The 14,292-nt window shown below is 29.6% G+C and carries 16 protein-coding genes and 1 rRNA gene; 12 read left to right on the top strand and 5 right to left on the bottom strand.

Annotation, left to right across the window (positions count from 1 at the left end; all coding sequences use genetic code 11):
- Positions 1 to 100: 100 nt before the first annotated feature.
- The 5 genes from jag to rpmH form a co-directional block, all read right to left on the bottom strand.
- Positions 101 to 742 (bottom strand): RNA-binding cell elongation regulator Jag/EloR, encoded by a 642-nt coding sequence (gene jag, locus BUB34_RS02960; RefSeq protein ID WP_073124097.1) that lies wholly within the window; start codon positions 740 to 742, stop codon positions 101 to 103.
- Complete coding sequence (locus tag BUB34_RS02955; RefSeq protein WP_073124095.1) at positions 714 to 1,415, bottom strand: YidC/Oxa1 family membrane protein insertase; 702 nt, start codon at positions 1,413 to 1,415, stop codon at positions 714 to 716. The genes jag and BUB34_RS02955 overlap by 29 nt, the downstream gene beginning before the upstream one ends.
- Positions 1,416 to 1,449: 34 nt before the next feature.
- Positions 1,450 to 1,701 (bottom strand): membrane protein insertion efficiency factor YidD, encoded by a 252-nt coding sequence (gene yidD, locus BUB34_RS02950; protein WP_073124093.1) that lies wholly within the window; start codon positions 1,699 to 1,701, stop codon positions 1,450 to 1,452.
- A 38-nt stretch (positions 1,702 to 1,739) separates the two neighbouring features.
- The gene (gene rnpA, locus BUB34_RS02945; protein WP_073124091.1) at positions 1,740 to 2,093 is read right to left on the bottom strand and encodes a ribonuclease P protein component; all 354 of its coding nucleotides are present in this window, start codon (positions 2,091 to 2,093) and stop codon (positions 1,740 to 1,742) included.
- 77 nt (positions 2,094 to 2,170) lie between these two features.
- Entirely contained in the window at positions 2,171 to 2,305 is a 135-nt protein-coding gene (gene rpmH, locus BUB34_RS02940; protein ID WP_007285206.1) for a 50S ribosomal protein L34, read from the bottom strand.
- A gap of 836 nt (positions 2,306 to 3,141) precedes the next feature.
- On the opposite strand from rpmH, the gene dnaA reads away from it, so the two are divergent.
- From dnaA to BUB34_RS02880, 12 genes are all read left to right on the top strand, one after another.
- On the top strand, positions 3,142 to 4,461 hold the full coding sequence (gene dnaA, locus BUB34_RS02935) for a chromosomal replication initiator protein DnaA (RefSeq protein ID WP_073124090.1): 1,320 nt from the start codon (positions 3,142 to 3,144) through the stop codon (positions 4,459 to 4,461).
- A 239-nt stretch (positions 4,462 to 4,700) separates the two neighbouring features.
- Entirely contained in the window at positions 4,701 to 5,807 is a 1,107-nt protein-coding gene (dnaN, locus tag BUB34_RS02930; RefSeq protein ID WP_073124088.1) for a DNA polymerase III subunit beta, read from the top strand.
- A gap of 217 nt (positions 5,808 to 6,024) precedes the next feature.
- Positions 6,025 to 6,231, top strand: a complete 207-nt coding sequence (gene yaaA, locus BUB34_RS02925; RefSeq protein WP_073124086.1) for a S4 domain-containing protein YaaA — start codon at positions 6,025 to 6,027, stop codon at positions 6,229 to 6,231.
- Positions 6,232 to 6,246: 15 nt separating this feature from the next.
- Positions 6,247 to 7,362, top strand: coding sequence for a DNA replication/repair protein RecF (gene recF, locus BUB34_RS02920; RefSeq protein WP_073124084.1), 1,116 nt, complete (start codon positions 6,247 to 6,249; stop codon positions 7,360 to 7,362).
- Positions 7,363 to 9,264: a DNA topoisomerase (ATP-hydrolyzing) subunit B gene (gyrB, locus tag BUB34_RS02915; RefSeq protein ID WP_073124082.1), complete on the top strand. Its 1,902-nt coding sequence runs from the start codon at positions 7,363 to 7,365 to the stop codon at positions 9,262 to 9,264.
- A 20-nt stretch (positions 9,265 to 9,284) separates the two neighbouring features.
- Complete coding sequence (gyrA, locus tag BUB34_RS02910) at positions 9,285 to 11,711, top strand: DNA gyrase subunit A (RefSeq protein WP_073124080.1); 2,427 nt, start codon at positions 9,285 to 9,287, stop codon at positions 11,709 to 11,711.
- Positions 11,712 to 11,824: 113 nt separating this feature from the next.
- A complete protein-coding gene (locus BUB34_RS02905) occupies positions 11,825 to 12,109 on the top strand; it encodes a YtxH domain-containing protein (protein WP_073124079.1) in 285 nt (94 codons plus the stop codon).
- Entirely contained in the window at positions 12,109 to 12,369 is a 261-nt protein-coding gene (locus BUB34_RS02900; RefSeq protein WP_073124078.1) for a hypothetical protein, read from the top strand. The genes BUB34_RS02905 and BUB34_RS02900 overlap by 1 nt, the downstream gene beginning before the upstream one ends.
- A gap of 33 nt (positions 12,370 to 12,402) precedes the next feature.
- On the top strand, positions 12,403 to 12,720 hold the full coding sequence (locus BUB34_RS02895; RefSeq protein WP_073124076.1) for an STAS domain-containing protein: 318 nt from the start codon (positions 12,403 to 12,405) through the stop codon (positions 12,718 to 12,720).
- 3 nt (positions 12,721 to 12,723) lie between these two features.
- Complete coding sequence (locus tag BUB34_RS02890; RefSeq protein WP_073124074.1) at positions 12,724 to 13,131, top strand: ATP-binding protein; 408 nt, start codon at positions 12,724 to 12,726, stop codon at positions 13,129 to 13,131.
- Positions 13,131 to 13,904, top strand: a complete 774-nt coding sequence (locus BUB34_RS02885) for a SigB/SigF/SigG family RNA polymerase sigma factor (protein ID WP_073124072.1) — start codon at positions 13,131 to 13,133, stop codon at positions 13,902 to 13,904. The genes BUB34_RS02890 and BUB34_RS02885 overlap by 1 nt, the downstream gene beginning before the upstream one ends.
- A gap of 200 nt (positions 13,905 to 14,104) precedes the next feature.
- Positions 14,105 to 14,292 (top strand): 16S ribosomal RNA (locus BUB34_RS02880); the annotation flags it as partial.

Below are 14,292 nucleotides of genomic sequence, written 5' to 3'. Positions count from 1 at the left end.
TTATAAATTTTTATATTCTACTCTAATTGTTTCCTTAATCCTAATATTATATAAAATAAATTTCAAAAATAAAACCCCCTATTATCTAGGAGGTTAAGTTTTATTTTTTATACTCTATAACTAATCTTCTGTAAGGGTCTGTTCCTTCACTGTATGTAATTACATATTTATCATTTTGAAGAGCTGAGTGAACAATTCTTCTCTCATAAGGGTTCATATAATCTAACTTCTTAGTTTTTCTTGTCTTAGCTACTTCTCTAGCAGCCTTATTAGCATATCTTACTAAAGATTTTTCTCTTTTTGATCTATAGTTTTCTATGTCTACAAGAACTCTTAGGTGAGAGTCTTTATTTACTTTATTAAGAGCTAGTCCTGTTAAAAATTGTATAGAATCTAAAGTTTCTCCTCTTCTACCAATTAAACATGCTGCTTCTTTTCCTTCAATATCAACTTTTATTAAATTACCTTCCTGAACAACATTTACCTTTGCATCTACATTAGCATTTTTTAGCATAGTAGATATGAACTCTTTAGCAATTTCTGTTTCCTTTTTTTCTTGTTTTTTTTCTTTTACGGAAACTTTATAGACACCATCTTTGGCACCTATTATACCTAAAAAGCCTTTTGTAGGGTTTTGTATAACTGTTATTTCAATATCTTCTTCCCTAACCTCTAACTCTACTAGTGCTTTTTTTATAGCTTCATCTTTAGTCTTACTTCTTAATTCTAGGCTTTTTCTCATCAATTATTTCCTCCTTAGAGTTCGCCAGCTTAGCTTTTAAAGGATTCATTACTAAGTAGTGTTGCCCTATTGAGAATAAGTTACTTACTGTCCAGTACAGTATAACTCCTGCTGGGAATGTAACTCCCCAGTAAAATGAAAATGCTGGCATCATGTAAAGCATCATTTTCATACTTCCTTGCTGTTGGTCTGGTGGTGTCATTACCTTTTGCATTACAAATGCACTTATCCCCGACAATACCCCTAATATAAAGTTGCTATCAGTTAAGTTACTCATCCATAAAAAACCAGTGTCTGCTGCCATGAACTGTGCTTGTGTTGCAAATACGCCATGAGATACTGGGTTTTTTAAGACACTAAATAATCCTATTAATATAGGCATCTGTATAAGTAAAGGTAAGCATCCTGCTAGAGGATTTATTTTAGCTTCACTATATAACTTAACTATTTCTTCATTTTGTTTTTCTGGCTTACTTTTATATTTTTCTTGTATCTCTTTTATACGAGGTTGTATATCTTGCATTGCTTTTGTTGACTTTGTCTGCTTAATAGTAAGCGGTAATAATATCACCTTTACAATTATAGTAAATATTATTATAGAAAGCCCATATTGATGAACATTTTCAAATATAATTCTTAGAATATGTCCTAATAAATTGCCTATTAAATTCAATTTTTAATACCTCCTAAAGTAGATTAATCTTTAATTATTTTAGAGGATCGTATCCTCCAGGATGGAAAGGATGACATTTTAAAATCCTTCTTATACTAAAATACATTCCCTTTATAAATCCATACTTTTTAAATGCTTCTATTGAGTATTGAGAACATGTTGGATAAAATCTACAAGTAGGTCCTTTTAAAGGTGATATATATTTTTGATAAAATCTCACCAAATAAATACATAATTTCGATAAACAGTTGCCTATTTCCTTCAATATATTAATTATTTTCTCCAAATAGATCTCCTCCATATTGGCAATACCAACTCAACATTCTAATTAATTTCCTTACAAATACCTGCTTTTTTGACCAAACTTTTTACCGATTTTTGAATGTCTTTAAATTCAGCATTTTGAGAAGGTATTCTTGCTATAAATACTATATCATATCCATCTTCAATATTTTCATCAATATTTAAACGGTATACTTCTTTTATTAGCCTTCTAACTCTGTTTCTTGTAACTGCTTTTCCTACTTTTTTAGAAACTGACATCCCGACTCTACTATATTCTGATTTATTTTTAAGTATATACAATACTAAATACTTATTCGCAAATGACTTGCCGTGTTTATATACTTTTCTAAAATCAGAGTCCTTTTTTAACCCCTTAGTTCTATTAAAGTCCATAATTATCCTCCATAAACACAGCTGTAAGTTGTACCTTTTTACACAAAAAGGCCACTTTTACAGCGGCCTTTTTTAAATTAATGAGTTAATCTGTTTCTTCCCTTAGCTCTTCTTCTTTTTAACACGTTTCTTCCATTAGAAGTTTTCATTCTCTTTCTGAAACCATGTTCTTTTTTTCTTTGTCTCTTTTTTGGTTGATAAGTTCTTTTCATTATATAGCACCGCCTTTCAAATTTTTATTTCCGTTTATAAAAATAATAACTTTGCCCTCAAAGTAAACATAACACGTATAATTATAAATCCTTTTATATCAGTTGTCAACGAGTTTTTGTAGCATATTTGTAGGCTAAATCAGACCAATTACTTTCCTTATATGTGTTATTTTTATATTATTTCTATATTTTAAAATAAGCTTATAAAAATAACAAGTCTTTAGGATTGTATTTTTTATTAAAATAATAAAACGAAGTCTAAAGTATTCAAAATTAAGTTTATTCAAACCCTTCTTGCTTTAAATATAGAAGCTTTAGCCAATAAAACTGGATTTTTAAATTTTATAATAGCCGACCTGCATATATCTTTATTGACACTTATTCAGCTATCTATTCAAATCCAAACATATTATATATACATTTTTCTTGTGTATTATTTTATAAACATACTCTTAATATTGTGGATAAATTGAGTATAAATTATTGAATTTTGCCGTTTATTCTGATATTATTAATATACTTGTTGATAATGTTCATATAACTTATCTACATATTAAATTTATTCACAGGTTGTGGATAGAAATGTGTATAACTTATATCATATGTGCCTATAATCTAAATATAATCTATATTTAGTATATTTTTATGCTATTTATAACTTTATATACATGCTGTTTATATCTTTTAGTATTAAGTTACACATATTTTACTTATTAGTTCAATATCCACATTATTATCCATAGATTTAATTATTTTGTAAAAAATATATATATATTTTGCTTTTTTGTTAATAACTTTGTGGAAAATGTTAATTATTCTGTTCGGAGGTTTATATTATGGATATAGTTTCTTTATGGGACAAAACACTACAGCTAATCAAGGGTGAATTATCTGCCCCTAGCTTCAAAGCTTTTTTTAGACAAATAGTACCTCTAAAAATTTACTCAAACGATTTATTTCTCCTAGTTCCCAATGAATTTACTAAGGGGATCTTGGAAGATAGGTACTTAACTTTAATAGAAAACTCAATAAATCAACTATCTTTGAAAAAATACAATATAAAATTTGTACTCGATGAAAAAGAAGTTGCTAGTTTAGGAGAGGATAATCCAGTTATAAAAATGAAAAGGAACTATCCAAACCTAAATCCAAAATACACATTTGATACGTTCGTGATTGGTAATAGTAATAGATTTGCTCATGCTGCTTGTGTTGCCGTTGCTGAGTCCCCAGCTAGAACATACAACCCTCTTTTCTTATATGGAGGCGTTGGGCTTGGAAAAACACATCTAATGCATGCTATTGGACATCATATAATGAGTCAAAAAAAGGACGCTAAAGTTGTATATGTGTCTTCTGAAAAATTTACAAATGAGCTTATAAACTCAATAAAAGATGATCGAAATGAAGAATTTAGAAACAAGTATAGAAATGTAGATATTTTATTGATAGACGATATCCAATTTATAGCTGGAAAAGAACATACTCAAGAAGAGTTCTTCCATACTTTTAATTCTTTATATGAGGCGAATAAACAAATTATAATTTCTAGTGATAGGCCACCAAAAGAAATACCTACATTAGAAGATAGACTAAGATCTAGATTTGAAATGGGTCTTATAACTGATATACAAGCTCCTGATTTTGAAACCAGAGTGGCTATTCTAAGAAAAAAAGCTCAAATGGAAAGCATCAAAGTACCAAGTGAAGTAATGACTTATATAGCAAAACATATTAAATCTAATATAAGGGAGCTAGAAGGAGCTTTAACAAGAGTAGTTGCTTATTCATCTCTTACAAATAGACTTATATCTCTAGATTTAGCAGCTGAAGCTTTAAAGGATATAATCACTACTTCAAAAACAGAAGAAATCACTGTTCTTAGGATCAAAGAAAAGGTCGCTTCTACTTTCAACATTAAAATGGAAGACTTTAATTGTAAAAAAAGAACAAGATCTATAGCTTACCCAAGGCAAATAGCTATGTATATAACTCGTGAGCTTACAGATTTATCGCTTCCTAAAATAGGTGAAGAGTTCGGAGGAAGGGATCATACAACAGTAATCCATGCCCATGATAAGATATCAAAAGATATACAAAATAATGAAGAAATTAAAATAAAAATAGACAAAATAGTTTCGGATTTAAAGGGGTAATCTGTTCACAATTGCTTGTTAGTATCCTATTGATAAAATGTGTATATGTTTTGGGGTCGATTTTATACACAAAATATACATTAAAAAATAACAAAGATATTAACATCTTGTACACATGTTAATATCTTTGCGTTTATTTACACCTATACACTTATTAACATTACTAACAGCACCTACTACTATTCCTACTATTATTTTTATTTATTTTATATATAATTAGTGCAAGGAGGTTATCCACATTGAAAATAATTTGTAACCCAAAATCATTAGCTAATAAAATTGGAATTACTCAAAAAGCTATTAATAGTAAAACTACTTTAGATGTTTTAAAGGGTATATTTTTATCTACGCAAGAAAATCAATTAAAATTAACTGGATACGATTTAGAAATAGGAATAGAAACTTTTGTTCAAGCGGAAATAGTAGAAGAGGGAGAAATAGTAGTAAACTCTAGACTTTTCGGAGATATTATTAGAAAACTTCCAGATTCTTTTGTTGAAATAGAAACTGACTCTGAAAACAACGTTTATATAAATTGTGTTAACTCAAGATTTAAAATAAAAGGTGATTCTGCCAAAGAATATCCTAGATTACCAGATGTTCAAGAAGAAAATTTATATACTATTCCGCAAGACATATTAAAGAATATGATAAAGCAGACTGTATTTGCTATATCTCAAGATCAAAGTAAGCATGTTTTAATGGGTGAACTTTTAGAAATCGAAAATAATAATATAAGCCTAGTTGCTATAGATGGATATAGATTGGCTGTTAAAAGTTGTGAACTTAATAATATAGAAAAGAGTATAAAAGTAATAATACCAGGAAAAGCTCTTAATGATATAAATAGTCTTCTTTCTAGTGAAGATGATGTAAAATTAGGATTTGATGATAAAAATGCCATATTTATAATTAATGAAACAAGAGTAATCACTAGGTTATTAGAAGGTGAATTTATAGACTATCAAAAATTACTTCCTAGGGAGTATAATACTAAGATAAAGTTAAATACTAAAAGTCTTCAAAACAGTATAGAAAGAGCATCATTGTTATCTGAATCAGAAAAAAACAATTTGATTAAATTGTCTATAAGAGATAATGCAATGGCTATAACTTCTAATACTGAAAAAGGTAATGTTTACGAAGAGGTAAACTTAGAATTAGAAGGTGATTATCTAGACGTAGCTTTTAACTCTAGATATTTTATAGAAGGACTAAAAAACATAGATAGTGAAGAGATATTTATAGAATTCACAACTAATATTAATCCATGCATAATAAAACCAGTTGACGGAACGAAGTATACATATTTATTACTTCCAGTAAGGATGTCATCTAATATATAATTAATCTATAAAAAACCCAACTATCATAAAGTTGGGTTTTTATATCTAAATTTATGATATAATTATATTTTAGTGTCTTTATATTAAGACATAGTTGAGGGACTTAAAAGCATGATTTTTGTTGAAATTATATAGTCATAAACTGTATTTAATTATATTTATAAAGCTAAGTATAATTAAATAAATACTATAAAATATTAAAATGGGAGGTGTTGTTATGATAGAGGTAAAAATAGATTCAGAGTACATAAAATTAGACCAATTTCTTAAATTAGCAGATGTGGCCTCAACGGGAGGGCATGCTAAATTTTTAATTTTAGAAGGTTTAGTTAAGTTAAATGGAGAAATTGAAATAAGAAGAGGGAAAAAAATAAGACCTGGTGATATAATTGAAGTTGAAGGTTCAAAAATTAAAGTGGTGTAAAAAAGGAGTGCTTTTGTGAGATTAAAGAACTTACAGCTAGTAAATTTTAGGAACTATAAAAATTTACATCTAGAATTTAATGAAAAAGTAAATCTTCTTGTTGGTAAAAATGGTCAAGGAAAAACAAATATAGTAGAGGCTATATATATGCTTTCTTTTGGAAAATCATTTAGAACGAATAAAGATAAAGAAATTATTAATTTCGATAGCGAAAGTCTATATTCTGGTGGAAACTATTTAAAATATGGTAGAGAATGTGTAATAGAGATAGCAATTGGAAAAAATAAAAAGGGAATCAAAGTAAACAAAATTCATGTTCAGAAAATACAAGAACTGTTGGGAAATTTTAATGTTGTTATATTCTCACCTGAAGATTTAAGACTTGTTAAAGAAGGTCCAAAGGAAAGAAGGTCTTTTATAGATAAAGAGATAAGTCAGATTATTCCTAAGTATTACAACTACCTTACTAATTATAATAAGGTATTATTCCAAAGAAATAAGTTGTTAAAGAGCAACTTTGTAGATAAAAATCTACTTGATGTTTATGATGAGAGTTTGGCCAAGTATGGAAGTTATATTTATATTATGAGAAGAGATTTTATAAAAAAAATAGCTAATATAGCTATAAATATACATAAAAACCTTACAGGTGGTATAGAAGATTTGTCTATAACATACAAGAATCAGCTTGATATAAGCGATGAAGATAATATAAATATGATATATACTAGGTTTTTAGAAAAATTAATATCTAGTAGAGATCACGATATAGAAACTAGAACAACTAGGTACGGTATACATAAAGATGACTTAAATATATGTATAAATAGATTAGATGTAAGGCTTTATGGTTCTCAGGGTCAACAAAGGACAGCCTCTATTTCTCTAAAATTATCAGAAATTGAGCTGATAAAAAATGAAGTAGGTGAATATCCAGTTTTAATATTGGATGACGTTTTTAGTGAGCTAGATGAGACGCGCCAAAAGCTACTGGTTGATAATTTAAGTGCTGTACAGATGTTTATAACAACAGCTGAGGTTTCACACAAAAGTATATTTAATAAAAGTAATACTACTATTTTTAACATAGATAAAGGAAAAGTTATTAGCATAGAGAATGGAGGTAACTAAATGAAACAAGAATACGGTGCAAGTCAGATACAGGTACTAGAGGGATTAGAAGCCGTTAGAAAAAGACCTGGTATGTACATAGGTTCCACTGGTCCAAGAGGTTTACACCATTTAGTTTATGAAGTAGTGGATAATAGTATAGATGAGGCACTACAAGGATATTGTTCAGAAATTTATGTATCTATAAATGGGGATGGAAGTATAACTGTAAAAGATAACGGTAGAGGTATTCCAGTTGAGGTACATCCTAAAACAGGAAAATCAACGTTAGAAACAGTTTTAACAGTTCTTCATGCAGGAGGAAAATTCGGTGGAGGAGGATACAAGGTATCTGGTGGACTTCACGGAGTAGGTGTCTCTGTAGTTAATGCATTATCTAAATGGTTAGTTGCAGAAATAAACAGAAATGGGAAAGTATACAGACAATCTTATGAAAAAGGAATAGCAACATCTAAATTAGAGACTGTAGGAGAAACTAATGATTCAGGAACAGTAATAAGCTTTATGCCTGATGAAACTATATTCGATGAAGTTGATTTTAAATATGAGACTCTAGAATACAGACTTAGAGAGTTGTCTTTCTTAAACAAAGGAATAAAAATAGTATTTGAAGATAAAAGAGAAGAAAGCGAAAAGAAAAAAGAATTTCACTATACTGGCGGTCTGATAGAGTATGTTAAGTACTTAAATAAATCTAGAACTGGAATACATGATCAGATAGTTTATATAGATAAGGATCTTGATAGTTGTACTGTGGAGTTAGCAATGCAATACACTGATGGGTATACAGAAAATATATACTCTTTTGCAAATAATATAAATACTCATGAAGGTGGAACACATCTAAGCGGATTCAAGGCAGCTCTTACTAAAACAGTAAACGAATATGCTAAGAGAAATAAGTTTTTAAAAGAAAATGAACCTAATTTATTAGGAGAAGATATTAGAGAAGGACTTACAGCTGTAGTATCTGTTAAGCTTTCAGACCCTCAATTTGAAGGTCAAACTAAGACAAAATTAGGGAATACATCTATGAGAGGTACAGTGGATACTGTTACTGTGGAGGAATTGGGAGCATTTTTAGAAGAAAATCCTAATATCGCAAAAATCATAGTAGACAAGGCTCTTAGGGCACAAAGGGCTAGAGAGGCTGCGAAAAAAGCTAGAGAGTTAACAAGAAGAAAAAGCGTTTTAGAGAGCACATCATTACCAGGAAAATTAGCAGATTGTGCTGAAAAAGATCCTTCAAAAAGTGAAATATTCTTAGTCGAAGGGGATTCTGCCGGTGGATCAGCAAAACAAGGTAGAGACAGACATTCACAAGCTATATTACCACTAAGAGGTAAAATTCTTAATGTAGAGAAATCAAGGTTAGATAGAATTTTATCATCTGACGAGATAAAAAATATGATAACAGCTTATGGATGTGGTATAGGTGATGATTTTGATATAGAGAAGGCAAGATATCATAAAATAATAATAATGACCGATGCCGATGTAGACGGTGCACATATAAGAACATTACTTTTAACATTCTTCTTTAGATATATGAGACCTTTAATAGAAAATGGATATGTATATGCAGCTCAACCACCTCTATATAAAGTTAAGAAACAGAAAAAAGAATACTATGTCTATTCAGACAAAGAATTGGATACTTTACTAGATGAAATAGGAAGAAATGGTGTAGAGCTTCAAAGATATAAAGGTCTTGGAGAGATGAATGCAGAGCAATTATGGGATACTACAATGAACCCCGAAACAAGAACTTTACTACAAGTAAATATAGAAGATGCTGCTGTTGCAGATGAGGTATTCTCTATGTTGATGGGAGATAAAGTAGGTCCTAGAAAAGAATTTATAGAAGAAAACGCCACATATGTTAGAAACTTAGACATATAAAGAAAGGGGATGAGTATAAGATGGAAGAACAAAATAAAGTACTCCCTATTGAAATAGCAGATGAAATGAAAAAATCATACATCGACTATGCTATGAGTGTTATAGCTGGTCGTGCATTGCCAGATGTAAGAGATGGATTAAAACCTGTTCATAGAAGAATATTATACTCAATGAACGAATTAAATTTAATGCCAGATAAACCATATAGAAAGTCAGCACGTATTGTTGGGGACGTTTTAGGTAAGTACCACCCACATGGAGATACAGCAGTTTATTTTGCTATGGTAAGAATGGCGCAGGATTTCTCAACAAGAGCATTATTGGTTGATGGTCATGGTAACTTTGGTTCTGTGGATGGAGACTCTCCTGCTGCAATGCGTTATACAGAAGCTAGAATGAGTAAATTATCATTAGAATTACTTAGAGATATAGATAAGGAAACAGTTGATTTTATACCAAACTTTGATGAGTCTTTGAAAGAACCATCAGTTTTACCATCGAGATATCCAAACTTATTAGTTAATGGTTCGAATGGTATTGCAGTTGGTATGGCAACATCTATACCACCTCATAACCTAGGAGAGGTTATAGATGCTACAGTACACTTAATAGACAATCCAGAATGTACTGTAGATGATTTAATAAATTATATACAAGGCCCAGATTTTCCTACTTCAGCTATAATAATGGGAAAAGAAAATATAGCACAGGCTTATAGAACTGGTAGAGGTAAGGTAAAGGTTAGAGCCAGAGCTTATATTGAAGAGTTACCAAAGGGAAGACAGCAGATATTAGTTACAGAAATACCTTATCAAGTTAATAAAGCTAAGTTGGTAGAGAGAATAGCTGAGTTAGTTAAGGATAAAAAAATAGAAGGTATATCTGACCTAAGAGATGAAAGTAATAGAAATGGTATGAGAATAGTTATAGAGCTTAAGAGGGATGCAAATGCTAACATAGTGTTAAACAACCTTTATAAACATTCTCAAATGGAAGATACTTTTAGTATAATAATGCTTGCTTTAGTTGATGGTCAACCTAAAGTATTAAATATAAAACAGATGTTATATCATTATATTAAACATCAAGAAGATGTTGTTACAAGAAGAACTAAATTTGAATTAAATAAAGCAGAAGCGAGAGCACATATATTAGAAGGTTTAAAAATAGCTCTAGATCATATAGATGAAGTTATAAGATTAATAAGAAGTTCTAAAACTGGGCAAGAAGCTAAATCTGGATTAATAGAAAAATTCAATTTAACTGATATCCAGGCTCAGGCTATATTAGATATGAGACTTCAAAGACTTACAGGTTTAGAAAGAGAAAAGATAGACGCTGAGTATGAAGAATTGATAAAAAGAATAAATAAACTAAGAGAAATATTAGCTGATAGAAGATTACTTTTAAATGTAATAAAAGATGAAATGTTAATAATAAAAGAAAACTATGCAGATGAAAGAAGAACTGAAATAAGACATGCTGAAGGCGAAATAGATATGAGAGATCTTATAAGTGATGAGGAGATAGCTATAACTCTGACTCATTTTGGATATATAAAGAGATTGCCAGCAGATACTTATAAGAGCCAAAAAAGAGGTGGAAGAGGAATATCAGCTCTTACAACTAGAGAAGAAGATTTCGTAAAACACCTTGTATCTACAACTACTCACAGTAGATTGTTATTCTTTACTAACAAGGGAAGAGTGTTCAAGTTAAATGCATATGAAATTCCAGAAGGAAAGAGACAAGCTAAAGGTACAGCAATAGTAAACTTATTGCAATTAGGCCCAGATGAAAAGATAGCTACATTAATAGCTATAAACGATAATGATAGTAATGAGTACTTATTATTAGCAACTAAAAAAGGTATCGTTAAAAAGACTAAACGTGATGAGTTTAAGAATATAAATAAATCAGGTCTAATAGCTATAGGTCTAAGGGATGATGATGAACTTATAGATGTAAAGCTTACAGACGGAAATAAAGATGTACTTCTAGTTACTCATAATGGAATGTCTATAAGATTTAATGAAAATGATATAAGACATATGGGAAGAACTGCAATGGGAGTTAAAGGGATATCTTTATCCAAGGAAGATAAAATAGTTTCTATGAGTTTGTGTGATGAAGGAACAGATGTACTAGTAGTTAGTGAGAATGGATATGGAAAAAGAACTAACATAGATGAATATAGAAGCCAGATAAGAGCAGGAAAAGGTATAAAGACTTATAATATATCTGATAAGACAGGAAAAATTGTCGGAGCTCAAATGGTTAAAGAAGATGACGAGGTAATGATTATAAACTCTAATGGTGTTCTTATTAGAATAAGAGTTGATGAGATATCATTATTTGGTAGAGTGACTAGTGGTGTCAAACTAATGAAGACTGATGACGAAGTAACCGTAGTTTCTATTGCTAAAATAAATATGGAAGAAGAATAGGATAAAACCTATTCTTTTTCTGTAAAAAATAGTTGATTATATTGTCTTTAACTTTGTATATGAGTATAATTGCCATATATATTAAAAATTTCAAATCAAAAGGAGTGAAATATATGAGCAGTAAAAAAGGTAGATTTCTGTTTTGGGGGTTAATTCTAGGGTTTATAGGAGGATTATTTTTAGCTCCTAAAAAAGGTTCAGAGTTAAGAAAAGATACAAAAGATAAGTTGGATGAAGTAAAAGAAAATCCAAAAGAGGTTTTACGTGAAACATATGTTGAAATAAAAGATAAGTTATCGAATTTAGTAGATGATACTTGTTATGATGAGAATATAGATATAAGTGAAGATGAAATAATTATAAGTAAAACTTTTGATGATGAGGGAGAGAATAAATAATGAATGCTTTGGGATGGCAAATAGGGGCTATATTATTTGGAATATCATCATTGGTGATTGCTATATATCTTGCTAAATTACTAGATAATACAACTAAAATAATTGAAAAATCAAATAGAATTGTTGATTATAACGAAAGATATATAAATGAAATAATAGAAAATACAGCACATATAACAAAAAGTGCAGAGAGTATAATAGATTTAGTAGGTAGAGCAACAGGTGCAGTTAAGGTATTTAGATTTATAAAAAGAAAGTAAGTTAAAATTGTATAAAGTAAGAGGAGGCAGTATATGTCAATGAATATTAGTTCAAAACTAGATAGCACAAATTCTTTTTGGGATGTTTTAATAGATGGAGAATTAGATGTATCTACATGTGATAAGGTAAAGGAACATTTATACTCACTTTTAGACAAAGAAGTTTTAGATATAAAAGTAAATCTTGAAAATTTAGAATATATAGATTCTACAGGTTTAGGTGTACTAATTGGGGTATTAAAAAAATTAAAGGTAAACAATAAAGAAATATTTATATTAAACCCTAGAAATAATGTTAATAAAATTTTCACTATAACAGGTCTAGATAAAATATTTAAAATGGAGGGATAAAATTTGGCTTGTGAAACTATAAAAATGGAAATAACATCAAATCCAAGTTATGTAGGAATTATAAGATTAACTACATCGGGGATAGCTAATAAAATAGGTTTCTCTGTTGATGATATAGATGACATAAAAGTAGCTGTATCAGAAGCTTGTACAAATGCTATAAAGCATGGAGATAATGATAGATTCTATATAAAATTTAGCATATTAGAAAATGGTCTTAGTATAGAAATAAGAGATGATGGCAAAGGATATGATATTAGCTCTGTAGGTACGCCAGATTTAGAAAATCCAAAAGAAAGTGGATTAGGTCTATTTATTATAAAGTCACTAATGGATGAAGTGAGCATCGAATCAAAAAATAATGAAGGAACATTAATAAAAATGACTAAATTCTTAGGAGCTGATATTTAATGAAAAATGTAGGTAATGCTACAAATTACCTAGATATGGATACAAAAGAGCTATTTAAAATATATAGTACAAATAAAGATCAGTATATTAGAAATATTCTTGTAGAAAGACATCTATATTTAGTAAAATTGTTAGCTAAAAAATACATAAATAAAGGTGTTGAGTTCGAAGATATTTATCAGGTTGCTTCTTTGGCTTTAATATATGCAATAGATAGATATGATGTAGAAAAAGGATTTGAATTTTCAAGTTTTGCTACACCAACAATAATAGGAGAAATAAAAAAATACTTTAGAGATAAAGTATGGACACTTAGGGTTCCTAGAAGAGTTCAAGAATTAAACAAAAAAATAAATGATGCAAAGCTTATACTTGAACAGAAAAATAAAAAACACCCAAAGGTTAAGGATATCGCTGAGTATATTGGTGCTACAGAAGAAGAAGTTTTGGAGGCTATGGAGGCTTCATACGGATACAAGCCAGTATCATTAGACTCATCAAATAATGATGACTCTGATGACAAAGATCTTACCCTTATAGATAGGATAGGAAAAGAAGAAAATAGCTTTGTAAGTATAGAGTATAAAGACTTTGTAAATAAATTTATGGAGAACTTAAACGAGTTAGAAGTAAAAATATTCAAGGACAGATTTTTTTTAGATAAAACTCAGTCAACTATAGCAAAAGAAATGGACATATCTCAAATGACAGTATCCAGATTAGAAAGAAAAATTATTGAAAAACTGAAAAAAGAGTACGAAAAAAATAATTAAAAAATAATTTTAAAATAAAATATAAAAAACTGTTGACCTACTGTTAAATTTATAGTATATTATTACTTGTCCCTAAGAAAAGGGAGCAAAACAAATTGAACTTTGAAAATTAAACAGTAGGTTAATTTATAGAATTGAAACAACACAAACCAAGCCAGATATTCAGATAATGATTAGTCTGAGCAAGGAAAACAAAACTTTTATTTGAGAGTTTGATCCTGGCTCAGGATGAACGCTGGCGGCGTGCCTAACACATGCAAGTCGAGCGAACCCTTCGGGGTGAGCGGCGGACGGGTGAGTAACGCGTGGGTAACCTGCCTCATACACATGGATAACATACCGAAAGGTATGCTAATACAGGATAACATGTTTTTATCGCATGATAAAA

Origin of the sequence: Asaccharospora irregularis DSM 2635, from assembly GCF_900129815.1 — a bacterium.
GTDB lineage: Bacteria > Bacillota > Clostridia > Peptostreptococcales > Peptostreptococcaceae > Asaccharospora > Asaccharospora irregularis.
This window is presented reverse-complemented; position numbering and strand designations above follow the sequence as displayed.